Source organism: Pseudomonas sp. Mb7 (assembly GCF_054790525.1).
In genome coordinates this window covers 1,456,095-1,480,100 of record NZ_CP186501.1, presented here as the reverse complement: position 1 = coordinate 1,480,100, position 24,006 = coordinate 1,456,095, and the positions used below count along the sequence as shown (strand labels likewise).

At 60.6% G+C, this 24,006-nt stretch carries 17 protein-coding genes; 3 read left to right on the top strand and 14 right to left on the bottom strand.

What is annotated here, in order from left to right:
• Positions 1-62 precede the first annotated feature (62 nt).
• The 12 genes from ACOYXH_RS06665 to leuC form a co-directional block, all read right to left on the bottom strand.
• Complete coding sequence (locus ACOYXH_RS06665) at positions 63-713, bottom strand: SPOR domain-containing protein (RefSeq protein WP_095124815.1); 651 nt, start codon at positions 711-713, stop codon at positions 63-65.
• Positions 697-2,004 (bottom strand): bifunctional tetrahydrofolate synthase/dihydrofolate synthase, encoded by a 1,308-nt coding sequence (gene folC, locus ACOYXH_RS06660; protein ID WP_460410388.1) that lies wholly within the window; start codon positions 2,002-2,004, stop codon positions 697-699. The genes ACOYXH_RS06665 and folC overlap by 17 nt, the downstream gene beginning before the upstream one ends.
• Entirely contained in the window at positions 2,001-2,921 is a 921-nt protein-coding gene (gene accD / locus ACOYXH_RS06655) for an acetyl-CoA carboxylase, carboxyltransferase subunit beta (RefSeq protein WP_007913458.1), read from the bottom strand. Before accD ends, folC begins: the two co-directional genes overlap by 4 nt.
• A 204-nt stretch (positions 2,922-3,125) precedes the next feature.
• Positions 3,126-3,752, bottom strand: a complete 627-nt coding sequence (locus ACOYXH_RS06650) for a phosphoribosylanthranilate isomerase (RefSeq protein WP_460063830.1) — start codon at positions 3,750-3,752, stop codon at positions 3,126-3,128.
• Between the two features lie 65 nt (positions 3,753-3,817).
• Entirely contained in the window at positions 3,818-4,642 is an 825-nt protein-coding gene (truA, locus tag ACOYXH_RS06645; protein ID WP_034152768.1) for a tRNA pseudouridine(38-40) synthase TruA, read from the bottom strand.
• 269 nt (positions 4,643-4,911) lie between these two features.
• Positions 4,912-7,560 carry a FimV/HubP family polar landmark protein gene (locus ACOYXH_RS06640; RefSeq protein ID WP_095047651.1) on the bottom strand — a complete coding sequence of 883 codons (2,649 nt, stop codon included), beginning with the start codon at positions 7,558-7,560 and terminating at the stop codon, positions 4,912-4,914.
• A gap of 208 nt (positions 7,561-7,768) precedes the next feature.
• Positions 7,769-8,779, bottom strand: a complete 1,011-nt coding sequence (locus tag ACOYXH_RS06635; protein WP_460063828.1) for an aspartate-semialdehyde dehydrogenase — start codon at positions 8,777-8,779, stop codon at positions 7,769-7,771.
• Positions 8,780-9,023: 244 nt separating this feature from the next.
• Positions 9,024-10,136 (bottom strand): aspartate-semialdehyde dehydrogenase, encoded by a 1,113-nt coding sequence (gene asd, locus ACOYXH_RS06630; protein WP_007913448.1) that lies wholly within the window; start codon positions 10,134-10,136, stop codon positions 9,024-9,026.
• 66 nt (positions 10,137-10,202) lie between these two features.
• Positions 10,203-11,285 carry a 3-isopropylmalate dehydrogenase gene (gene leuB, locus ACOYXH_RS06625; protein WP_003226430.1) on the bottom strand — a complete coding sequence of 361 codons (1,083 nt, stop codon included), beginning with the start codon at positions 11,283-11,285 and terminating at the stop codon, positions 10,203-10,205.
• A 54-nt stretch (positions 11,286-11,339) separates the two neighbouring features.
• The gene (locus ACOYXH_RS06620; protein WP_460063824.1) at positions 11,340-12,107 is read right to left on the bottom strand and encodes a class I SAM-dependent methyltransferase; all 768 of its coding nucleotides are present in this window, start codon (positions 12,105-12,107) and stop codon (positions 11,340-11,342) included.
• A gap of 136 nt (positions 12,108-12,243) precedes the next feature.
• Positions 12,244-12,888, bottom strand: coding sequence for a 3-isopropylmalate dehydratase small subunit (gene leuD / locus ACOYXH_RS06615; protein ID WP_007913445.1), 645 nt, complete (start codon positions 12,886-12,888; stop codon positions 12,244-12,246).
• 11 nt (positions 12,889-12,899) lie between these two features.
• Complete coding sequence (gene leuC, locus ACOYXH_RS06610) at positions 12,900-14,318, bottom strand: 3-isopropylmalate dehydratase large subunit (RefSeq protein WP_095047654.1); 1,419 nt, start codon at positions 14,316-14,318, stop codon at positions 12,900-12,902.
• A 140-nt stretch (positions 14,319-14,458) separates the two neighbouring features.
• On the opposite strand from leuC, the gene ACOYXH_RS06605 reads away from it, so the two are divergent.
• The 3 genes from ACOYXH_RS06605 to ACOYXH_RS06595 all read left to right on the top strand — a co-directional run bounded on the left by ACOYXH_RS06605 (position 14,459) and on the right by ACOYXH_RS06595 (position 20,474).
• Positions 14,459-15,343 carry a LysR family transcriptional regulator gene (locus tag ACOYXH_RS06605; RefSeq protein WP_095124821.1) on the top strand — a complete coding sequence of 295 codons (885 nt, stop codon included), beginning with the start codon at positions 14,459-14,461 and terminating at the stop codon, positions 15,341-15,343.
• Positions 15,344-15,417: 74 nt separating this feature from the next.
• Positions 15,418-18,696: a sensor domain-containing protein gene (locus ACOYXH_RS06600; protein WP_460063821.1), complete on the top strand. Its 3,279-nt coding sequence runs from the start codon at positions 15,418-15,420 to the stop codon at positions 18,694-18,696.
• An 86-nt stretch (positions 18,697-18,782) separates the two neighbouring features.
• Positions 18,783-20,474: a molecular chaperone HscC gene (locus tag ACOYXH_RS06595; RefSeq protein ID WP_320414127.1), complete on the top strand. Its 1,692-nt coding sequence runs from the start codon at positions 18,783-18,785 to the stop codon at positions 20,472-20,474.
• Here the strand turns inward: ACOYXH_RS06595 and ACOYXH_RS06590 are convergent.
• Positions 20,471-23,137, bottom strand: coding sequence for a DUF805 domain-containing protein (locus ACOYXH_RS06590; protein ID WP_258709524.1), 2,667 nt, complete (start codon positions 23,135-23,137; stop codon positions 20,471-20,473). The two genes, ACOYXH_RS06595 and ACOYXH_RS06590, sit on opposite strands and share 4 nt — an antisense overlap.
• A complete protein-coding gene (locus ACOYXH_RS06585; protein WP_095047658.1) occupies positions 23,134-23,829 on the bottom strand; it encodes a DUF1266 domain-containing protein in 696 nt (231 codons plus the stop codon). Before ACOYXH_RS06585 ends, ACOYXH_RS06590 begins: the two co-directional genes overlap by 4 nt.
• Positions 23,830-24,006 lie beyond the last annotated feature (177 nt).

Here is a 24,006-nt window from a genome sequence, read left to right as displayed (position 1 = left end):
GCAGAGCGCATGCCTCTCGGTAAGCTGCGATTGTCAGTGCATTTCAATCGAGGCGATAGTTTTTAGCCGCGCTCAGGCTGGAAGCGCACGACAAAACCCTTGAGGTTCTGCTGACGCCCCAATAGATCACGCAGACGATCAGCCTCGGCACGCTCGATCAGCGGGCCGACAAACACCCGATTCTTGCCATCGGCCGAACGAATATAGGCGTTGTAGCCTTGGCTGCGCAGGGTTTTCTGCAAGCTCTCGGCGCTGGCGCGGCTCGACAGACTGGCCAACTGCACCGACCAGCTCACCGACAGGCCATTGGCATCGACGCGGCTTTGCGTGGTGTCCGGCTTGGTCGAGGCCGCAGTGATCGGCTGAGCAGGAGCCGGAATCGGCTTGGCCACCGCCGGCGGCGCAACAGGCTTGGTGATCATGATGGGAGCCGTCGGCGTCGCTGCGACGGGCGCAGCAGACGCCGTGTCTTCGGCGACCTCTTCATCCGTTGGCACTGGCTCCTGCGGCAAGGCTTGCGGCTCGGGAACAGCCACCGTTTCCATCTGCACTTGCGGCACGACAGGCGCTTGCGGCGCGGCGGGTGCTTCGACGGTCACCTGACGTTGCTCGTCCTGACGGGAAAACAGCATCGGCAGGAAAATCACTGCCAGCGCGACCAGCACCAAAGCGCCAACCATGCGCTGCTTGTACGCTTTATCCAGCAAAGCCATTTGCCGCTTCCTCCGTGGAGCGCCGGGCCAGCCATTCAAGGGCCTCGGCGACACAATAAAATGATCCGAACAACAGAATCTCGTCGTCACTGGTGGCTACTGCGCACTGCCCTTCCAGCGCAGCGGCGACACTGTCGTAAGACGTGACCGACGCACCAAGGTTCTGCAATGCAGCGTTTAATTCAGCCACCGGACGGGCACGCGGAGAATCCAGCGGCGCCACCGCCCAATGCTCGACACTAGCATTCAATTCGCTGACAACACCATCCAGATCCTTGTCGGCCAACAGACCAAACACCGCCAGGCGCTTGCCGACCGGTGGTCGCGAGGCCAGACGGCGGGCCAGATACTCGGCGGCATGCGGGTTATGCCCCACATCCAGCAACAGATTCAGGCGTTTGCCGTTCCACTCGAATGAGCGGCGATCCAGTCGCCCGACCACGCGAGTGTCCTGCAAGGCCGCGACAATCTGCGACGCATCCCACGGCAAACCGAGCAGCAGATACGCCTGCAACGCCAGTGCGGCGTTTTCCATCGGCAGATCGAGCAGCGGCAAGTCACGCAGCTCAACAGCCTGACCGCGCGCATCGGTGCCGCGCCATTGCCAGTGCTGATCAGTGATGCCGAGATCGAAGTCGGGCCCGCGCAGGAAGAACGGACAAGCCAGTTCACGTGCCTTGTCGAGCAACGGTTGCGGAGGATTCAGATCGCCGCACAAGGCAGGTTTGCCCTGACGGAAAATTCCGGCTTTCTCGAAAGCCACGGATTCGCGGGTGTCGCCCAGATAATCGGCGTGATCGACGCCAATGCTGGTGACCAGTGCGATATCGGCATCGACCACGTTGACCGTGTCCAGACGCCCGCCCAGCCCGACTTCCAGCACCACCGCATCAAGCCCGGCCTGCTGAAACAGCCAGAACGCCGCGAGGGTGCCCATTTCGAAGTAAGTCAGGGAAGTGTCGCCGCGGCCGGCCTCGACTGCTGCAAAGGCTTCGCACAGCTGCGCGTCAGTGGCCTCGACGCCATTGAGCTGCACCCGCTCGTTGTAACGCAGCAGGTGCGGAGAATTGTAGACACCAACGCTCAGGCCCTGCGCCCGCAGCAATGAAGCCACGAAAGCGCAGGTCGAACCCTTGCCGTTGGTGCCGGTGACCGTGATCACCCGAGGCGCCGGCTGGCCCAGCCCCATGCGGGACGCTACCTGTTGCGAACGCTCCAGGCCCATGTCGATGGCCGACGGATGCAACTGCTCAAGGTAGGCGAGCCATTCGCCAAGGGTGCGCTCGGTCATAGGCCAGCAGGTACCGGTGGAACCACAATCGGCTCGATTGGCGCGGCGACGAATTTCGGCGTCGGCTTGCCAGTCATTTGTGCCAGCAGGTTACCCAGACGTGGGCGCAGTTCCTGACGGTGGATGATCATGTCGATCGCGCCGTGTTCCAGCAGGAACTCGCTGCGCTGGAAGCCTTCCGGCAGCTTCTCACGCACGGTTTGTTCGATAACGCGCGGACCAGCGAAGCCGATCAGAGCTTTCGGCTCACCGACGATCACGTCACCAAGCATCGCCAGACTCGCGGAAACACCGCCGTAGACCGGGTCGGTCAGTACGGAGATGAACGGAATGCCTTCTTCACGCAGACGCGCCAGCACAGCCGAAGTCTTGGCCATCTGCATCAGCGAGATCAGCGCTTCCTGCATGCGCGCACCACCGGAGGCAGCGAAGCAGATCATCGGGCAGCGGTTTTCCAGCGCGTAGTTGGCCGCGCGTACGAAGCGCTCACCGACGATGGCGCCCATGGAACCGCCCATGAAGGCGAATTCAAAGGCCGAAACCACCACCGGCATGCCCAGCAAAGTACCGCTGACCGAGATCAGCGCATCTTTTTCGCCGGTCTGCTTCTGTGCAGCGGTCAGGCGATCCTTGTACTTCTTGCCGTCGCGGAATTTCAGACGGTCAACCGGCTCCAGATCGGCGCCCAGTTCGTTGCGACCTTCGGCATCGAGGAAAATGTCGATGCGCGCACGTGCGCCGATGCGCATGTGATGGTTGCATTTAGGGCAAACGTCCAGGGTCTTTTCCAGCTCTGGACGATACAACACCGCCTCGCAAGACGGGCATTTGTGCCACAGACCTTCAGGGACCGAGCTCTTCTTGACCTCGGAACGCATGATCGAAGGGATCAGTTTGTCTACTAACCAGTTGCTCATGCTTTCTTTCTCCAGTACCGGCGGCCCGAACGCTCTGGTTCGCAGCCCCGCGTATGCCCTTCAGCTAAATTCATGTGTGTGGCGATGGTTGCCGGACTGCCACGATCAGCGCGAAACATGACCTGCGTGCCATCCAGAAACCCTCAGCCGCGCCTGCTTTGTGCAAGTGCATTGATGGACGGCGGCAGACTGCCAGCCGTCACATCAATATGGCGCTTTGCGTACCGCGTTGATGAACGCGTGAATCTTTGCGTGATCCTTGATGCCCTTGCTCGCCTCTACCCCACCGCTGACGTCTACCGCGTACGGTTTCACCCGAGCCACGGCGTCTGCAACGTTCTCCGGGGTCAAACCACCCGCGAGAATCAACGGCTTGCTCAAACCTTGCGGAATCAATGACCAGTCAAAGGCCTCACCGGTTCCGCCGGGCACGCCCTCGACGTAGGTGTCGAGCAGCACGCCACTGGCACTTGGATAGGCATCAACCGCTGCCGCAATATCGTCGCCAGACTTGACCCGAAGCGCCTTGATATAAGGACGATGCCAGCCTTCGCAGTCTTCAAAGGCTTCATCGCCATGGAACTGCAACAGATCCAGCGGCACGGCATCGAGAATTTCCCCCAATTCACAGCGGCTGGCGTTGACGAACAAGCCCACGGTGGTCACGAACGGCGGCAATGCCTGAATAATCGCCCTCGCCTGCTGCACGGTTACCGCACGTGGACTCTTGGCGTAGAACACGAACCCGATCGCATCCGCCCCGGCCTCAACGGCGGCCAGCGCATCTTCTATGCGGGTAATCCCGCAGATCTTGCTGCGAACGGCTGGCATAACGAGAAAAACTCCGAGGTAAAATCCGGGAAAGTCCCGGATGGTAACAAAAGCGTTCGAGGCCGTCAGCCGTCAAGTTCGGAGAAACCCGTAAGGAAATGTGGCCCGATAAAACGCTCGGGCAACGGGAATTCGTCGTGGTACTCGACCTGCACCAGATACAGACCGTACGGATGCGCCGTAACGCCACCGGAACGGCGCTCGCGGCTTTCCAGCACTTCCTTCATCCACTCCACCGGCCGCTCTCCGGCTCCAATGGTCATCAGCACACCGGCGATGTTGCGCACCATGTGATGCAGGAACGCGTTGGCGCGAATATCGAGCACGATCATCTTGCCGTGACGGGTCACGCGCAGGTGATGCATTTTTTTGATCGGCGACTTGGCCTGGCACTGGCCGGCACGGAAAGCACTGAAATCGTGGGTGCCAATCAGGTACTGCGCGGCTTCGGCCATGCGCTCGACGTCGAGCGGGCGATGGTTCCAGGTGATTTCTTCGTTGAGATGCGCCGGGCGGATCTGGTCGTTGTAGATTACATAGCGATAGCGCCGGGCGATGGCCTTGAACCGCGCATGGAAATGCGCTGGCATCACCCGCGCCCAACTGACGCTGATGTCATGAGGCAGATTGATATTGGCGCCCATGACCCAGGCTTTCAGCGAACGATCGACGGTCGTATCAAAGTGCACCACTTGCCCGCAGGCATGCACGCCGGCATCGGTGCGCCCGGCACACTGTAGCGAAACCGGTGAATTGGCGACTTTCGACAGCGCTTTTTCGAGTTCTTCCTGCACCGTCGCCACACCCGTCAACTGACGCTGCCAGCCGCTGTAGCGCGAGCCTTTGTACTCAACGCCCAGTGCGACGCGGTAAAAGCCGTCGGGGGCCATTTCGGCGACCGGGTTATCTATGTTTGCCAAGGTGGGACAGCCTGCTGTTTGTGCAAAGGCGGGCATTATAAGGCTGTGGTTCAGGGATGCCAGAGTTCTCTATCAGCAGTGCCGGCCTCTTCGCGAGCAGGCTCGCTCCCACAGGGGAATGCATTTCAAAGGTGGGAGCGAGCCTGCTCGCGAAGACGGCAAATCAGACAACCCATAATCCAACCGAAACAAAAACGGCAGCCTCACCGGGCTGCCGTTTTTGATTTACCGCTGTGAACTTAAGCCAGGTTCGAGAGCATTTCCTTGGCCTCGCCACGTTGCTTCTCGTCACCCTCGGTCAACACTTCGTTGAGGATGTCGCGCGCACCATCGCTGTCGCCCATGTCGATGTAGGCCTGAGCCAGATCGAGCTTGGTCGCCGCTTCGTCGGTGCCGGCGAGGAAGTCGAAATCATCTTCACCCAGATCATCACCCTTCATTGCATCGGCTTCGGTGAAGGTCGGTTCAGCGATGCTTTGCGACAGGCGATCCAGTTCAGCGTTGACGTCATCCAGCTCAGCAGCGAACGCATCCGGTTCGGCCGCTGGATTGCTGTCCATTTCGTCGGCCAGCGACAGATCGAAATCGGCCGGCAGCTCCAGATCATCTTGTGGCACGTCAGCCACCACTGGCGCCTCGACCGGCGGCAGATCCTTCACGCCTTCGTCCAGGTCCAGCAGGAAGTCATCGTCCGCCAGATCAACCGCTGGAGCTGCCGGCTCGGCACCGAGGTCCAGATCGAGGTCGAAGTCCGACAGATCATCCAGATTCTCTTTGATGTCGGTCTGCTGTTGCAGCACCGATTCGAAGCTCAGGTCGTCGTCCGCCGGGAATTCGTCCAGCTCGACCGGCGCTTCAGGCTCAACCACCGGCGCAGGCTCTACCGGCGTGATGTTGTCGAGATCGTCCAGGCTCAGATCAAACGCGCTGTCGAGGTCGTCTTCCACTGGCGCTGGCGCCGGTGCTTCAGGCTCATCGAGCAGCAGATCCTTGACGTATTGCGCGTCCAACTCGGCAGCCACGGCGGCAGCGGCCAGACCACTGGCAGCGACGACGGCCATGGCCGGGAAGCGGCTTTTCAGTTCTTCGACCTTGGCGAAGTTGTCGCCGTTGGCCACCAGCTGACGCTCCTGACCGACGAACGCGTCGCGGTCGCCCTGCTGACCGTAGACTTCCATCAGCTTCAGACGCAGATCACTGCGCTGCGGCTCCAGGCTGACGCCCTCTTCGAGCAGCGCGGCAGCCTGATTCAGGCGACCGGCGTTGATATGCGACTGCGCCTTGTCGAGCACGTCATCGGATCGCTCGGCGGCGGGAGCTACCAGCGGCGCGGCAATCGGCTCAGCCATCACGATCGGGGCAACTACCGGAGCCACGACTGGAGCAGGAGCAGGCGCCGGGGTGTTGAGCTTGACGCTCGCCGCAGGAGTTTCCAGACCTTCGAAGCTGCTTTCCGGCAGATCCTGCTCGGCGGAGAAATCTTGCTCTTCCGACAGCGCGCGGGCCATGCGCATGTGTTTCTCGGCCTCTTGCTGTGCTTTGCGGCGACGCGCCAGCAGCAACAACAGGAGCAGCAGAACCACAGCACCGCCACCCACCAGACCCAGCAGGATCGGATTGGTCAGCAGTTCGTTGAAGGTTTTCTCGTCTTCGGCAACCGGTTTCGGCGCGACCACTGGCTCGACGACTGGCGTTTCAGCCGGTGGTGCAATGGCGGACTCTGGCGTCGGCGCTGCGTCTGCCGGAGTAGCTGGCGGGGTGGCGGCCAGCTCAGCCGTGATTGCAGGCACCGCCGGTGCGGCAGGATTGGTGGCCGGCGCAGCGCCCGCGCCTTCAGCTTGCAGTTTTGCCAACTGATTGTTCTTCAGCTCGATCAGCTTTTGCAGCTTGTCCAGCTGACTCTGCAGATCAGACATGCGGCTTTTCAGTTCCTCGTTGTCACGACGGGTCGTGTCGAGGCTTTCCTGAGTCACCGCGAGCTTGTTGCTCAGTGCCTTGGCATCACCTGCCGGGCCTTTGCCGCGCGCCTTGGCGCTCTCAGCGGAGACCAGGCTCAGATTGTCCTGGGCGTTCTGTGCTGCACCGGTGTTACCGCGACCACGGTTGGTCGCATCGAGCTGCTGCTGACCAGTGCCCGGTTTGGCCACATAACGACGGCCCTGACGCCAGGCTTCGTTCTGCGCAGCGACTTCGGCAATCGCTTTCGACTGCGGCAATGCCGTGCTTTGCACCGCATCCGGCAGACGCAACACCTGGCCGGTTTTCAGGCGGTTGATGTTGCCACCGATGAATGCATCCGGGTTCAGCGCTTGAATGGCCAGCATGGTCTGCTGCACCGAGCCGCCGGTACGCGCCTTCGCGGCGATTTCCCACAGGGTATCGCGCGGCGTGGTGGTGTATTGCGTCGGGTGCGTGGCGCCAGTGGTCGGCGCGGCGATGGTCTGCGACGGCGCTGGCTGTGCGGCGGCGTCAGCGGTCTGTGGCGAGAACTTCGACGGATCCAGCAGCACGCTGTAGTCGCGCAGCAGACGGCCGTTCGGCCACATCACCTGCACGAGGAATTTGACCATCGGCTCGGACAACGGCTTGCTCGACGTTACGCGCAGCACGCTTTTGCCGCTGGCGTTGAGCACCGGGGTAAAGGTCAGATCGTTGAGGAAGGCCTGGCGGTCGACGCCGGCCTTGGCAAAATCTTCGGGTGACGCCAGGCTCGGCACCACTTCGGCAGCAGTGAGATCCTTGACGTCGAGCAGCTCGATTTCAGCCACCAGCGGCTGGTTCAGGGTCGACTTCAGGGTCAGCTCCCCGAGCCCGAGGGCATGCGCCATACCGGAGGACAGCGCCGAGGCGGCCGCTATTGCTAACACCAGTTTGCGAACTTGAACCATAGCCTCATCCTTTGTTTGAACGTTCCTCGGCCAGCGAGAAGATGTTGAATACCGCTGCCGTAAGGCATTGCGCGCGACGACGACAGATGTCGCGCGCGATCATTTCTTTGATGCCCCGGAATGTCCCGGAGGGTGACACGTTATCAAGCGATCTGGGCAAGCATAGCGCTCACCTAGAATCAGTCGACAAATTGTTGCCAAGTATCTTTTACAGCAGGTCTTTTATCAACAATTCAGCCACCTGCACAGCGTTAAGGGCCGCGCCTTTGCGTACGTTATCTGACGTCAGCCACAGATTTAGTTCCGCCGGATCGTCGACACCGCTGCGCACGCGACCGACATAGACAACATCCTGCCCTACCGCGTCACCGACCGCAGTCGGGTAATCACCGGCCTCGACCAGCTCGATACCCGGCGCATCTTCGAGTGCAGCGTTGACTTTTGCCAGGTCGACAGCCGACGTTGACTGCAAGGTCACGCTAAGGCTATCGCCAAAAAACACCGGGGCTTGAACGCAAGTTGCGGAAATCTTTAATAAAGGCTTGGCCAGCACCTGACGCAACTCGCGCACCAGACGTTTTTCCAGCAGCGTATGGCCCTGCGCGTCGGGCATGCCGACCTGAGCCAGCAAGTTGAACGCCATCTGCCGATCAAAGAACGTCGGCTCCAATGGACGCATGTTCAGCAGCTCGGCGGTCTGCCGCGCCAGCTCGGTCACGGCTTCGCGTCCCTGGGCGGAAACGGCCAGATTGGCGGTGACGTTGACATATTGCAGGTCAAGCAGATCAAGCAGTGGCGCCAATACCACGGCGAGCGAAGTGGCCGACGGGCTTGGGCTGCTGATCTGAAACGGCGCTTTCAAACCAGCGAGCACTTCGGCGTTGGCTTCGGGTACTACTTGCGGCGCCTGATCGGCCGGCAGCGCGCCGGACAAGTCGATCAGCGAGCAACCGGCGGCGTGGGCACGGGCGGCGTAGCTCAGGGTAATCGCCGGGCCTGCGGCGAAAAACACCAGTTTGACCTTGCTGAAATCGAACTCGTCGACTTCGCGAACGCGCACGTTCTTGTTGCGGTACAGCACCGAGCTGCCGGCGGATTCGCTGCTCGCCAGCAGGTGCAGGGTACCGACCGGGAAGTCGCGTTCTTCGAGAATCTGCACGAGGGTTTCGCCGACAGTACCGGTGGCGCCGATCACGGCAATATCTAGGGTCTGGGTCATGGTGCGAGCCTCTGGCGAAACGGGGGGAGCGGCACTTTACCGGGTGACTGGCGCACAGGCAATTTCTGCCCACCCAGATCGTTCCCACGCTCTGCGTGGGAATGCCACATCGGACGCTCTGCGTTCGGCTTGTAAAGGGACGCGGAGCGTCCCGGGATGCATTCCCACGCAGAGCGTGGGAACGATCGGCATAAAAAAACCCGCACCTCTTTCAAGGCACGGGTTCTTTCATTACTTCAAGCAATCAACGCTCAAGCAAAATCCGCAGCATGCGACGCAGCGGTTCGGCCGCGCCCCACAGCAGTTGGTCGCCGACGGTGAAGGCACCGACGAACTGCGAACCCATGTTCAGCTTGCGCAGACGACCCACCGGCACATTCAGGGTGCCGGTAACCTTGGTCGGGCTCAGCTCCTGCATGCTGATCTCGCGCTGGTTTGGCACCAGTTTGACCCAAGGGTTGTGCTGGCTGATCAGCCCTTCGATATCGGCGATCGGCACGTCTTTGTTCAGCTTGATGGTCAGCGCCTGGCTGTGGCAACGCATGGCACCGATGCGCACACAGATGCCATCAACCGGGATCGGGCTCTTGAAGCGACCAAGAATTTTGTTGGTCTCGGCCTGAGCTTTCCACTCTTCGCGGCTCTGGCCGTTCGGCAGTTCCTTGTCGATCCACGGGATCAGGCTGCCGGCCAGCGGTACGCCGAAGTTTTCGGTCGGGTACGCTTCGCTGCGCATGGCGTCAGCGACACGACGGTCGATGTCGAGGATCGCGCTGGCCGGATCGGCCAGTTGATCGGCGACAGCGGCGTGGGTCGCGCCCATTTGCTTGATCAGTTCACGCATGTTCTGCGCGCCGGCACCGGAGGCCGCCTGATAGGTCATGGCGCTCATCCACTCGACCAGACCGGCCTCGAACAGACCGCCCAGGCCCATCAGCATCAGGCTGACGGTGCAGTTGCCGCCGATGTAGTTCTTGGTGCCCGCGTCGAGCTGCTGGTCGATGACCTTGCGGTTGACCGGGTCGAGAATGATCACCGCGTCATCGTTCATGCGCAGGCTCGAGGCCGCGTCGATCCAGTAACCCTGCCAGCCGGCTTCGCGCAGTTTGGGGAACACTTCGCTGGTGTAGTCGCCGCCCTGGCAGGTCAGAATCACGTCGAGGGTCTTCAGCTCGTCAATGCTGTAAGCATCCTTGAGCGGAGCAATGTCCTTGCCCACGGACGGGCCTTGGCCACCGACGTTGGACGTGGTGAAAAACACCGGCTCGATTAGATCGAAATCCTGCTCTTCCAGCATCCGCTGCATGAGCACGGAACCGACCATCCCGCGCCAACCGATCAGACCTACACGTTTCATCGCAACTACACCTTCTTGAAAAGTGGGCCGCTGCTTTGTATTGAATTTCGCAGCGGGCCCGAGAGATTACAGATTCCGCAGCGCGGCGACTACTGCGTCGCCCATTTCCTGCGTACCGACTTTGGTGCAACCGGCCGAATAGATGTCGCCAGTACGCAGCCCTTGATCAAGGACAACGCTGACAGCTTTTTCGATAGCATCGGCCGCGTCGTGCAGATTGAAGCTGTAACGCAGCATCATCGACACCGACAAAATAGTCGCCAACGGGTTGGCGATGCCTTTGCCAGCGATGTCCGGGGCTGAACCGTGGCAAGGCTCGTACATGCCCTTGTTGTTGGAATCCAGCGAGGCCGACGGCAGCATGCCGATGGAACCGGTGAGCATCGACGCTTCGTCGGAGAGGATGTCGCCGAACATGTTGTCGGTGACGATCACGTCGAACTGCTTCGGCGCGCGCACCAGTTGCATGGCGGCGTTGTCGACGTACATGTGGCTCAGTTCGACTTCCGGGTAATCCTTGGCCACTTGCTCGACCACTTCACGCCACAGTTGGCTGGACGCCAGCACGTTGGCCTTGTCCACCGAGCAGAGCTTCTTGCCACGGACCATGGCCATGTCGAAACCGACGCGGGCGATGCGGCGGATTTCGCTTTCGCTGTACGGCAGCGTGTCGTAGGACTGACGCTCGCCGTTTTCCAGGGTACGGGTGCCGCGTGGCGCACCGAAGTAGATGCCACCGGTCAGTTCTCGGACGATGAGGATGTCCAGGCCAGCAACGATTTCCGGCTTCAGGCTCGAAGCATCGGCCAGTTGCGGGTACAGAATCGCCGGACGCAGGTTGCCGAACAGGCCCAGTTGCGCACGGATTTTCAGCAGGCCACGCTCAGGGCGGATGTCACGCTCGATGGTGTCCCATTTCGGGCCGCCGACGGCGCCCAGCAACACGGCGTCAGCAGCGCGGGCACGGTCGAGGGTTTCGTCGGCCAGCGGCACGCCGTGCTTGTCGATGGCGGCGCCACCGATTACGTCATGGCTCAGCTCGAAGCCCAGGCTGTATTTGTCGTTGGCCAGCTCCAGCACCTTGACCGCTTCGGCCATGATTTCCGGACCAATACCGTCACCTGGGAGAATCAGAATCTGCTTGCTCATGCTTTCCTCGTGTCTTCAGTCGGTGCGCCATCTTAAACGCGCCCGGAAAAAATCTTATCGCTCAGCCATCAGCACGATTACATCTGTACTGAACGAGCCGTCGGCATCAATCTCAAAATATTCGCGCACTTCATTGCCCATCGACTGCTGCAACTGGCGGATCGCTGCGCGCATCACTTCAGGCGTGCGCATGCGTTCAACCCAACTGGTGTACTCCAGACGCAGGCGCTGACGGGTGGTACTGCGTACATGCAAACCGGCCTCGCTGACCTGACGCAGCCATTCGGCGGCGGAATAATCGCGCACATGGCTGGTGTCACGCAGCACCTCGACGCTTTGCAGGTAAGTGTCGAACAACGGACTGCCCGGTGACAACACATCAACGAACGCCGCCACACCGCCCGGCTTCAACACCCGACGCACCTCGCGCAGGGCCACGCCGAGATCGCTCCAGTGATGCGCCGAATAACGGCTGAACACGAAGTCGAACTCGCCATCGGCAAACGGCAGACGCTCGGCGGCGCCGTTGACCGTGGCGATGTTGCTCATGCCGCGTTCAACGGCAGCGGCGGCGACCACGTCGAGCATTTGCTGCGACAGGTCGTAGGCGACCACTTCCCTGACCAGTGGTGCGACGTGAAAACTAACGTGACCGGCGCCGCAACCCAGATCCAGCACCCGGGCGCTGCCCTGCCCTATCAGCTCAGCCTGTAGCAGTGCGAACTCGGTGCCTTGAGCGTGAACGGCGCTGCTCAGGTAGGCGGCGGCCTGTTCACCGAATTGCTTTTGTACGACCTGAGTGTGCTGGGCGGTGCTGGTCATGGTCACATCCTGATATTTTTGTTGTTTGGGCTGCCGCCTTCGCGAGCAGGTCGAATCGTCGCACCGTCGCTCCCACATTTGAAATGCATTCCAAGGTGGGAGCGAGCCTGCTCGCGAAGGGGCCAGCCCTGACTAATCACGCGTCGCGGAACAACCACGGCTGGCTAACCCGGTGCTTGGCCTCAAACGTCGCAATCGCATCACCGTCCTGCAAGGTCAAACCGATATCGTCCAGACCATTCAACAGGCAGTGCTTGCGGAACGCATCAATCTCAAAGCTGTACACCTTGCCATCCGGGCGAGTCACAGTCTGCGCCTGCAGATCGACCTGCAATTGATAGCCCGGCTCAGCCTCGACCTGCTTGAACAACTCGTCGACTTCCGCATCGCTCAAGATGATCGGCAACAAACCGTTCTTGAAGCTGTTGTTGAAGAAGATGTCGGCGTAGCTCGGCGCGATGATGCTGCGGAAACCGTATTCTTCCAGCGCCCACGGCGCGTGCTCACGACTGGAACCGCAACCGAAATTCTCACGGGCCAGCAACACGCTGGCGCCTTGATAACGCTCGGCGTTGAGGACGAAGTCCTTGTTCAGCGGGCGCTTGGAGTTGTCCTGATACGGCTGGCCAACGTCGAGGTAACGCCACTCATCGAACAGGTTCGGACCAAAACCAGTGCGCTTGATCGACTTCAAAAACTGTTTCGGAATGATCTGATCGGTGTCGACGTTGGCACGATCCAGAGGCGCGACAAGACCAGTGTGCTGGGTAAAAGCTTTCATGCTGCGCTCCTTTAGATCAATTCACGGACGTCGATGAAACGACCGTTCACCGCTGCCGCAGCAGCCATGGCCGGGCTGACGAGGTGGGTGCGGCCACCGGCACCCTGACGGCCTTCGAAGTTACGGTTGGAGGTCGAGGCGCAATGCTCGCCGGACTCCAAACGATCCGGGTTCATCGCCAGGCACATCGAGCAGCCCGGCTCACGCCATTCGAAACCGGCTTCGAGGAAAATCTTGTCCAGACCTTCGGCCTCAGCCTGAGCCTTGACCAGACCCGAGCCCGGCACCACGATCGCTTGCTTGATGGTCGAAGCGACTTTGCGGCCCTTAGCGATGACGGCTGCAGCGCGCAAATCTTCGATCCGCGAGTTGGTGCAGGAACCGATAAACACGCGATCCAGTTGAATGTCGGTGATCGCCTGATTGGCGGTCAAACCCATGTATTTCAAGGCACGGACGATCGAGTCGCGCTTGACCAGATCCATCTCTTTGGCTGGATCCGGCACGTTCTGATCAACGGCCAAAACCATTTCCGGCGAAGTGCCCCAACTGACTTGCGGTTTGATCTGCGCGGCGTCGAGTTCAACCACGGTGTCAAACTTGGCGTCAGAGTCGGAGACCAAGTCTTTCCAGGCCTCGACGGCCATGTCCCATTCGGCGCCTTTCGGTGCAAAAGGACGGCCCTTCACGTAATCGACGGTCTTCTGATCCGCCGCCACCAGACCGACGCGGGCGCCGGCTTCGATGGACATGTTGCAGATGGTCATGCGGCCTTCAACGGACAAGTCGCGGATCGCGCTGCCAGCGAATTCGATGGCGTGGCCGTTACCGCCGGCGGTGCCGATCTTGCCGATCACCGCGAGGACGATGTCCTTGGCGGTCACGCCGAACGGCAATTGCCCTTCAACGCGCACCAGCATGTTCTTCATTTTCTTCGCGACCAGGCACTGGGTGGCGAGCACGTGCTCGACCTCGGAAGTGCCGATACCGTGCGCCAACGCGCCGAAGGCGCCGTGGGTCGAGGTGTGCGAGTCGCCGCAGACCACGGTCATGCCCGGCAAGGTCGCGCCCTGCTCCGGGCTGATGACGTGAACGATGCCTTGGCGCACGTCGTTCATCTTGAACTCGACGATGCCGTACTCATCACAGTTGTCATCGAGGGTCTGAACCTGCAAACGCGAGACCTGATCGGCAATGGCTTCGATGCCGCCCTTGCGCTCTGGAGTCGTCGGTACGTTGTGGTCCGGGGTCGCGATGTTGGCATCGATGCGCCAAGGCTTGCGCCCGGCCAGACGCAGGCCTTCAAAGGCTTGCGGCGAGGTCACTTCGTGAATGATGTGACGATCGATGTAGATCAGCGCCGAGCCATCGTCGCGCTGTTTGACCAAATGCGAATCCCAGAGCTTGTCGTAGAGCGTTTTGCCGGCCATCAGACGGTTCCTCATCAGCTTGTTTCTATGCCCTGGGCTTATCAATAACCCTTTGGCTTGTGAGGCCGATCCTATGGGGTTAGATTAAATAACTCAAATTCATATTTTTTATGCTTTGGATAACCAACTGGAATACGAACATGGATCTGGCCAACCTCAACGCTTTTATCGCGATTGCCGAGACCGGCAGCTTCTCCGGCGCCGGCGAACGGCTACACCTGACGCAGCCGGCGATCAGCAAACGCATCGCCGGGCTGGAGCAGCAATTGAAAGTACGCCTGTTCGATCGGCTGGGCCGCGAAGTCGGCCTGACCGAGGCCGGCCGCGCCCTGTTGCCGCGGGCTTATCAGATTCTCAATGTGCTGGACGACACCCGGCGCGCCCTGACCAACCTGACGGGTGAAGTCAGCGGGCGCCTGACCCTGGCCACCAGTCACCACATCGGCCTGCACCGCTTGCCGCCGCTGTTAAGGGAATTCACCCGCCGTTACCCACAAGTGGCGCTGGATATTCAGTTCCTCGATTCGGAAGTGGCCTACGAAGAAATTCTTCATGGCCGCGCAGAACTGGCGGTCATTACCCTGGCGCCGGAGCCTCACGCACTGGTCAAAGCCACGCCGGTGTGGGACGACCCGCTGGACTTTGTGGTCGCCCCGGAGCATTCGCTGATCAATAACGGAGCCGTCAGCCTGGCGGACATTGCCGGTCATCCGGCGGTTTTCCCCGGTGGCAACACCTTTACCCACCATATTGTCCAACGGTTATTCGAGGCTCAGGGCCTGACGCCGAACATCGCCATGAGCACCAACTACCTGGAAACCATCAAGATGATGGTCTCGATTGGCCTGGCCTGGAGCGTTTTGCCGCGCACCATGCTCGATGAGCAGGTGGCGAGCATCGCTTTACCGGGCATACAGCTCACTCGCCAGCTAGGCTATATCCTGCACACGGAACGGACGCTATCGAATGCGGCAAAAGCCTTTATGGCACTGCTGGACGCACAAATCGATCTGCCAGGGACTTGAGGCCAACTTGTGCTACTCCTATAGAGCCGCTGCCCCTGTGCCTAACGCCACCATCAGCTCAAGGCCTGTCCACAATGCCGAAATCTGTTGACCGAATTCCGCCGATGCCGCGTATTCAGGCGATTGACCCGCGACATTCCGAGCAGAGCTGGGAGAGCGCGCCGCAATTGCTGGCGGCGCTCAACGGCGCGCGGCTCGGCGCCTGGTATTGGGACATCGAGCGCGGGCAGATCAGTTGGTCGCGTGGCACCCAGGCCTTGTTCGGCTTCGACCCGCGCCAGCCGTTGCCCGCAGACCTTGAATACCTTGATCTGCTGCCCCCGGAAGACCGCGCGAAAACCGTTCGCGCCTTCCACGCGGTGATTGCCGGGGCGCCGCTGGAACAAGCGATGCACCACCGCATCCGCTGGCCTGACGGCAGCCTGCACTGGCTGGAGATCAGCGGCAGTCTGCTGCCGGATAAAAACGGCCGCCCCCGAATGATCGGGGTGATTCGTGAAATCACCCACCAGCGCCAGCGCGAACAGGCGCTGAGCAGTTCGGAGAAACGTTTCGCGACACTTTTTCACCTGTGCCCGAACATGGTCCTGCTGACCCGTCAGGAAGACGGCCTGATCAGCGAAGCCAATCAGTATTTCGAAAGCCTGTTCGGCTGGCCGGTGCAAAGCGCTATTGGCCGCACCACGCTGGAACTGGGCCTGTGGGTGCACCCCGAACAGCGCGGCGAACTGGTCAAGAAGACCAACACCAAGGGCGAATTGATCAGCATGGAAGTGCAGTTTCGCGCCAGCAACGGGCAGATTCACGATGGCATTCTCAGTGCGCAGAAAGTCGAGCTCGAAGGCCAGCCATATCTGCTCAGCACCTTCCTCGACACCACCGAACGAAAAGCCGCCGAACACGCCTTGAAGGACAGCCAGGAACGCCTCGATCTGGCGCTGGACTCGGCGCAGCTCGGCACCTGGGACTGGCACATTCCCAGCGGCATGCTTTACGGCTCGGCGCGGGCCGCGCAATTGCACGGTCTAGAGCCGAAACCGTTTCATGAGTCGTTCGAAGAGTTTTTCGAAGGCGTCCCCGGTGAGGAGCGCGACAGCATGCGCGACGCCTACCGCAGCCTGCGCGAAGGCCCGGCGGGCAATTATCAACTGACTTATCGCGTGCAATTGCCGGACGGCAGTTCGCGCTATCTGGAAAGCCGCGCCCGCCTCTACCGCGACGACAACGGCGCACCGCTGCGCATGGCCGGCACCCTGCTCGACATCACCGATCAGGTCGAGCGTGAACAGCGGCTGGTGGCCTCGGAAGAGAAATTTGCCACGCTGTTCCAGGTCAGCCCGGACCCGATCTGCGTCACCCGCCAAGACAGCGGCGAGTTCATCGAGATCAATAACAGTTTTACCCAGACTTTCGGCTGGAGCGCCGCCGACGTTATCGGCCACACCGCCGAAGAAATCGGCCTGTGGGACGCCTCGGCAAAAAGCCTGCAACGGATTGAACGGGTCATCCGCGAACAGGGCTTGAGCAATGTCGCGATCATCGTGCAACACAAGGACGGCCAGTCGCTGACCTGTGTGATTTCCAGCCGGCAGATCAGCGTCGGCGACCAGGCTTGTATCGTCACCACTCTGCGCGACATCACCCAGCAGCAGCGCTCGGAAGCAGCGCTGAAAGCCAGTGAGGAGAAATTCGCCAAGGCGTTCCACTCCAGCCCCGACGCAATCACCATCACCGAGCGCGACACCGGGCGTTATCTGGAGGTCAACGACGGCTTCTGCCGTCTCACTGGCTATCGCGCTGAAGAAGTCGTGGGCAAAACGGTTTATCAGGTGGGTATTTGGGCTGAAGAGAAACAGCGTTCAGCATTACTCGCCGAATTGCAGATCAAGGGCCGCGTGCACCATCAGGAAATGCTCGGGCGCAACAAGCGCGGGGAGATGCTGACGGTGGAAGTCTCGGTCGAGCCGATCACCCTCAATGAAACGGCGTGCCTGCTGCTGACCGCGCGGGACGTCAGCCTGCTGAAAAACGCCGAAGCGCAGATTCGCCATCTGGCCTACCACGACCCATTGACCAACCTGCCCAACCGCGCCTTGCTGATGGATCGTCTGAGCCAGCAGATCGCCCTGCTCAAGCGCCACAATCTGCGCGGCGCCTTGCTGTTTCTCGATCTCGATCACTTCAAGCACATCAATGACTCCCTCGGCCATCCGGTCGGCGACACGGTGCTGAAGATCATCACCGCGCGGCTCGAAGCCAGTGTGCGCATGGAAGACACGGTCGCACGCCTCGGCGGCGACGAATTTGTCGTGCTGCTCAGCGGTCTCGAAGGCTCGCGCAATGAAGTCAGCGCACAAGTGCGCAGTCTGGCCGACACCCTGCGCGAATTGCTCTCGGAACCGATGTTCCTCGACGGCCAGCGCCTGCAAGTGACGCCGAGTATCGGCGTGGCGCTGATTCCCGATCATGGCTCGACGCCAACCGACCTGCTCAAACGCGCCGACATCGCGCTGTACCGGGCCAAGGATTCCGGGCGCAACACCACGCAGATGTATCACAACACCATGCAGAAGGCCGCCAGCGAACGGCTGCGCATGGAGACCGACTTGCGCCTGGCGCTGTCGCGCGGTGAATTCACCATGCACTTTCAGCCGCAGGTCGACGCCCGCGACAACCGCATCATCGGTGCCGAAGCCCTGGTGCGCTGGAATCACCCGGAACTGGGCGCGCAGTCACCCACCGAGTTCATCAAGGTACTGGAGGACAGCGGCCTGATTCTCGAAGTCGGCACCTGGATCCTCGACGAAGCCTGCAATGCCTTCAAACAACTGATTGCGCTGAAACTGGTCGAACCGCTGAATTTCAGCCTGTGCGTGAACATCAGTCCACGGCAGTTCCGCCAGAACGACTTCGTCGAACGCATCGAGCACAGCATGAGCAGCCACGGCCTGCCGTGCTCGTTGCTGAAACTGGAAATCACCGAAGGCATCGTCATCCAGAACCTCGAAGACACCATCAGTAAAATGCGCCGGCTGAAAAAGCTCGGTGTGAGCTTTGCGATGGATGACTTCGGCACCGGTTATTCGTCGCTGACCTATCTCAAGCGCCTGCCGGTGGACACGCTGAAAATCGATCAATCGTTTATTCGCGATGCCACGACCGATCCGAACGATGCCGAGATCATTCGCGCGATCGTCGCCATGGCGCGCAGTCTGGAGCTGGAGGTGATTGCCGAGGGCGTGGAAACTCCCGAACAACTGGCGTTCCTGCAGGGTTTGGGCTGCCATTTGTATCAAGGCTATCTGCATAGCCGACCGGTTGCGCTCGAGGATCTGAAAAAGCTCCTGCCGTAACCGGTGCACGTTGCAACAGACGCGCAATTGCCACGATTTGCAGCAACCTGTAGGGTCGCGTTTTTTGCGCCGTTTCGAGATCTGTCATGCAGGATGCAACCCTCCCCCGCCCGGCTCTGCTGGGCATCGACCTTGGCACCACCAACAGTCTGATCGCCGTCTGGCAGGACGGTCAGGCCAGACTGATTCCCAACGCCCTGGGTGATGTGCTGACGCCATCGGTAGTCAGTCTCGATGAAGACGACACGATTCTGGTCGGTAAAGCCGCGCGCGCGCGCCTGACCACGCACCCTGATCGCACCGCTGCAGCGTTCAAGCGCTTCATGGGCAGCGATAAACAAGTCCAGCTCGGTACACGTCAGTTCAGCCCGGAAGAGTTGTCGGCGCTGGTACTCGGCTCACTCAAGCAGGACGCCGAAGCCTTTCTCGGCCACGCGGTTTCGGAAGCAGTGATTTCCGTGCCGGCGTACTTCAGCGACGAACAACGCAAACGCACGCTGTTTGCCGCCGAACTGGCTGGGCTCTCGGTGACACGCCTGATCAACGAGCCGACCGCCGCCGCGATGGCTTACGGGCTGCATGAACAGAAATTCGAACGCACGCTGATCTTCGATCTGGGCGGCGGCACCTTCGACGTCACGGTACTGGAATACGCGTTGCCACTGATCGAAGTGCACGCCTCCACCGGCGACAACTTTCTCGGCGGCGAAGACTTCACTGCCGCGCTGTTGCAGGCCTGCCTGAAGCACTGGCAACTGACTCCGGCAATGGTCGATGCGCAAAGCATGGCCAGCCTCGGTGATGCCCTGGAGCAACTGAAATGCAAACTCGGCGAAGGCATTCAACAACTGAGTTGGCGCCACGCCGACAAGACCTTCGAATGGTCACTGGACGAAGCGGCGGCGGTAAAAATCTGGGAGCCGCTACTGGCCCGTTTGCGCGCGCCGATCGAACAGGCCCTGCGCGATGCCCGACTCAAGCCCCGCGACCTCGACAGCCTGGTGCTGGTCGGCGGCGCCACGCGCATGCCGGCGGTGCAGCAAATGGTTGCCACGCTGTTCGGGCGCCTACCTTACCGGCATCTTGATCCGGATACCATTGTTGCGCTCGGGGCGGCGACGCAAGCGGCGTGCAAGGCGCGTGACGGGGCGGTTGAAGAGTTGATTCTGACGGATGTCTGCCCGTATACGCTGGGGATTTCGACCATACGCGGCGAAGACATCAAAGGCGCGTTTTCGCCGATCATCGAGCGCAATACCATCATTCCGACCTCAAGGGTGGAGCGTTACCACACGACATCTCCACGGCAGGAAGTCATCCGTATTGCGGTCTATCAGGGCGAACGTCCGTGGGTACGCGACAACATTTTTATCGATGCTTTCGATGTCACGCTGACGCCCAGCGATGATATCCAGGCGCTGGATGTGCGCTTCAGTTATGACATCAACGGTTTGCTCGAAGTTGACGTCACCCTGCCAGGGACGGGCGAACGCCACAGCCACAGCATTGACCGCAGCCCGACCGGACTCGATGCGCAATCGCGGCAAACCAGTCATGAACGCTTGAGTACACTGAAAATTCACCCCCGCGACACGCTGCCCAACCGAACCCTGCTGGCTCGACTGGAACGGGCGTGGACGCAAAGTCTGGGCGAAGAACGCCAGCGGATTGCCGACTGGCTGGACAGTTTCACCACGGTGCTGGGCGGCCAGCGATCGGAAGAAATCGCCAGCCACCGCTCACAACTCAACAAGGTACTGGATGAGTTGCGCCTCTAGCCGATAAGTCGCCGCAAGGTCGCCTGCAAACCACCGGACAAGGTGCCTTCACCGCCACTGTCCGGTGGCACGCCATAACGATTGGGCAGCTTCTCTCCGGGAAAACCGAACAGTATCAGCGGCAGGAACGGCAACACCGGCGACAGCATTACCAAAATCAGTAACATCGGAATGCCCCGCCCCATGTCATGCAAACGGCGCAGGACCGCACCGAGCAGAAACGCCAGACCCAGTAGCAACACGACGATGCCGGACACGGGCGTACCGCTGAGCAACGCCGCCACGGGCGTCACCAGCAACGCGCCAATCACCTGCCAGATAAACGCCCCGCGCCCCAGCCGGGTACCCAGGCGCCAGAACGCTCCGGCGGGGGTTGGACGGGTCTCTGCCTTGGCCAGCAGCAAACGCTCAGACCACGACAGCAATGCGCTGAATGCGAAGCGCAGACCGAGTCCATTTTCCGGGTCATCCTTGGCCCGCTGCATGCGCAACAGAACTTTCTGCCTTGGCACGCCCAGATTGCCAAAACGCACCAGATCCTTCAGCACATCCAGCGCCAGGTAAAAGGCGTCGCTGACACCCTCCTCCGTGAGAGCCTCACGGGGCGGGTGAACAGGCTCACCCTTGATCAGACTGTGACGGAAGCCGTCGAACCAGTCCTGTGGATTGACCACCTCGGTGATACTTTCCAGCAGGTATTTGCGCTGTTGCGCAGTGAGCAACGGGTCGTGGTAAAGGACTCCACCCAAGAGCATGCGCCCGAGCAAATCTTCGTTGAAGCTGGCGATGTCGCTGCGCATGCACTCGAACAAACGGTCATTACCCAACAGCCGAGTGCTGTCGAGCGCCTCATGCACACTGAACAACTTGCGCGCGAGCAGCGAGTGCACCGGATCCGCCGCTTGCAGCCAGCCGAGCAGGCCACTGGCACAGCCCTGCTCGCGATTCAGGCGACAGAGCAGCGGCTGCAAACGGGCCAAGGGGTGTTCACGCGCAATATTCATGGTGTCGACGCAGTGTGCCGATTGCGCGTCCAGCCAACGCGTCGGATCGTCGAGGGTGGCCAGCAGGTAAATCGCCTGACGATGCCATTCCCAGACATCAGAATAGCTATCGACGGCCGGAAGCAGCATGCCTTGCGCGGCCAGTTGCGCTTGCAACTTGAGCCCCGCAAGCCGTTCGTCACGTTTGTCGAGACTGAACGCTTGGGCAAGCCGCGCCAGCGATCGGGCGTCGTAAGTGCGCAAACGGCGCATCCACAGCAGGCTGAGTTCAAGCGGTTCGCCCTTTTCCAGCGCCGGCGGCAGTGTCGAGTCACTGGCCAGAAACGCTTCCAGGGCCTGAGGAATCGGCGCCCGGGTCAACCAGCAGATCTGCTGCCCGGCCTGATACTGCAAGCCTTCCAGCACCAGTTGATCGAGCACATCCTCCGGCTCGGATGCCTCCATGATGCGTCGCAGCAATGGCACATCACCACGGTGCAAAGCCCAGGCATGCTGGTAAAGCGTTTGCAGCGGCCGGTCATCACTGTCAATGATCAGCGCCGCCAACAACGGCAACTCGTCACCACTGATACGCCATTCGACAAATGCACCGGCAATGTCCTGCAACTCGAGTTGCCTGGCCCTAAACCAACGCCCGAGTGTCTCCGGGCGCTGCGATGGACTGCCGTACTCTTGGCTGACATCGCTCAGATCCTCGGACCAGTCGCGGAAGTTTTCCAGACGATCAAAGGCCTGAATCAGCAGCGGCAGGCGCTGAGGCTGATGTCGCGCGCACAATGCCAGTAACCACGTCGCCGCTTTCGGATGCTGATGTTCGCGCCAGAGCCGCACCCACGCCTGCAGTGCCAACTCTTCCATTCCCAGCGCACTGCGCTGACAGGCCAACAGATACAGCCAGTCGACATCTTCAGGTGCAAGCCGGTGCTGCTCGCTGATAATGTCGAGAAAGTCTTTGTTGGCGATATCAGCCTGACTGAACTGTATGGCCAGGCGTTGCAATAACCCGTCATCAGCAGGCAGCGGGATGCAAGTGTGCAGGCCGGCGAAATGACGGTAGTCGTCGAGCGACGCCTCTCGGTGCAGGTGATTCAGGGTGCGCACATACCAGAGAGTTTCCAGTTGCGCGACAGCGGGCCAATGGCTCATCAACGAGGTGTCGAACGGATCCGCCGCGCTGATCCGCTGCAAAAACTCGTCGACATGCCGTGCGTTGTCGAAATCCAGATCCAGCATGCGGCTTGCCCATCCCAGGCGCTGGGCCAACAAACGGGCGCAGACATGGGAAATCGGGCCGGCGTCGAGCAACTCACGTAGCAATGGCCAGCAAACTTCGTCCAGTACCTCCAGCGGCAGACGGTCCAGCTCAAGGTTGAATGCCTGCCAGGCCACCGGGTGAAAGCGACGCGCTGGATCAAGCAGCAATGCTTCAAAGTCGGCCATCGTCTGATCGGCAGGACTGACCTCACCTGCAACCGGTTGATCCGGTTCCTCGGCTTCCTCGCGGGCAAAGCGTAGTGCCAGTTCATAGGCCTCACGCAACGCCTGAAAACCTTCCGGATCGGTTTCCGGGTGGTGCTGCGGCAAGCGCGCGCGATAGGCGCCGCGAATGACGTCGTTGTCTTTGGTGGGCTCGATACCCAAGCGAATCCAGCAGCTCATGACCAGTCGAACTCCCCTAGCGAATCAGGCCGCTCGGGTGGATGCAGGGGCATGTCCCACGGCAATTGTGCGAACAGCGCGCGCGCATCACGATCAAGCTTGCTGATGACCACGGTGGTGCCTATGTAATCGCCTTGCCGGTCATATTCGTGTTCCAGCTCTTCATCCTTGTTGCCCAGGCAATGCCAGAAGGCTTTGCCGAAGACAAAGCCGTTAAGGTAGCTCGTCCAACTGTCGTAGTAGTAGCGCGCGCGTGCCGCCATGCGACCATGCAGCCAAAGGCTTTCGGTGAGATCGATCCAGCCGTGCAGCACCGCAGAACGCAGCAGAAAACCCATGCGGCCAAGGTCCCAGGCACGGATGCCACCTGAACCGCACTCGCCAAATGTGCGACTGGCGAATTCGTAGAAAGCTCGCTGGCGAGTGTCGAGTGTTGCGAGCAAGGCCTGCCATTCGGACGGCAGACACCGCTCCCATTGCCGATAGGCTTCGTTCAACTGCGTAGCGTGGCCGTCATCGGCAGTACGCAGCATGTCCAACAGTTGTTCGCGCGTAGTGATGCCCCAACCACCTTCGACATCGACATGTTTGAGGTCAAAGCAATAGGTGGGTGCGGTGTAATCGGCGTCGGGATTGAGGGCGACCAAAGGCGCAGAAAGCGCGTATAGCCAGCGCTGTTCCATTTCGTCCATGAACAAAGGCTCCGGGGCCAGCGGGAATTAGGGAGTGCCGGCCTTGTTGGCGCGGATTGTAAAGAGCCACAAAGGCAGCGGCAAACGTTGCGTCCGCTTTCTTTGCGCGCACAAAAAAGGCCCCGACGTATCGGGGCCTTCATTCAGCGGCTCATCGCCGGTTCAGACGATTGTGTT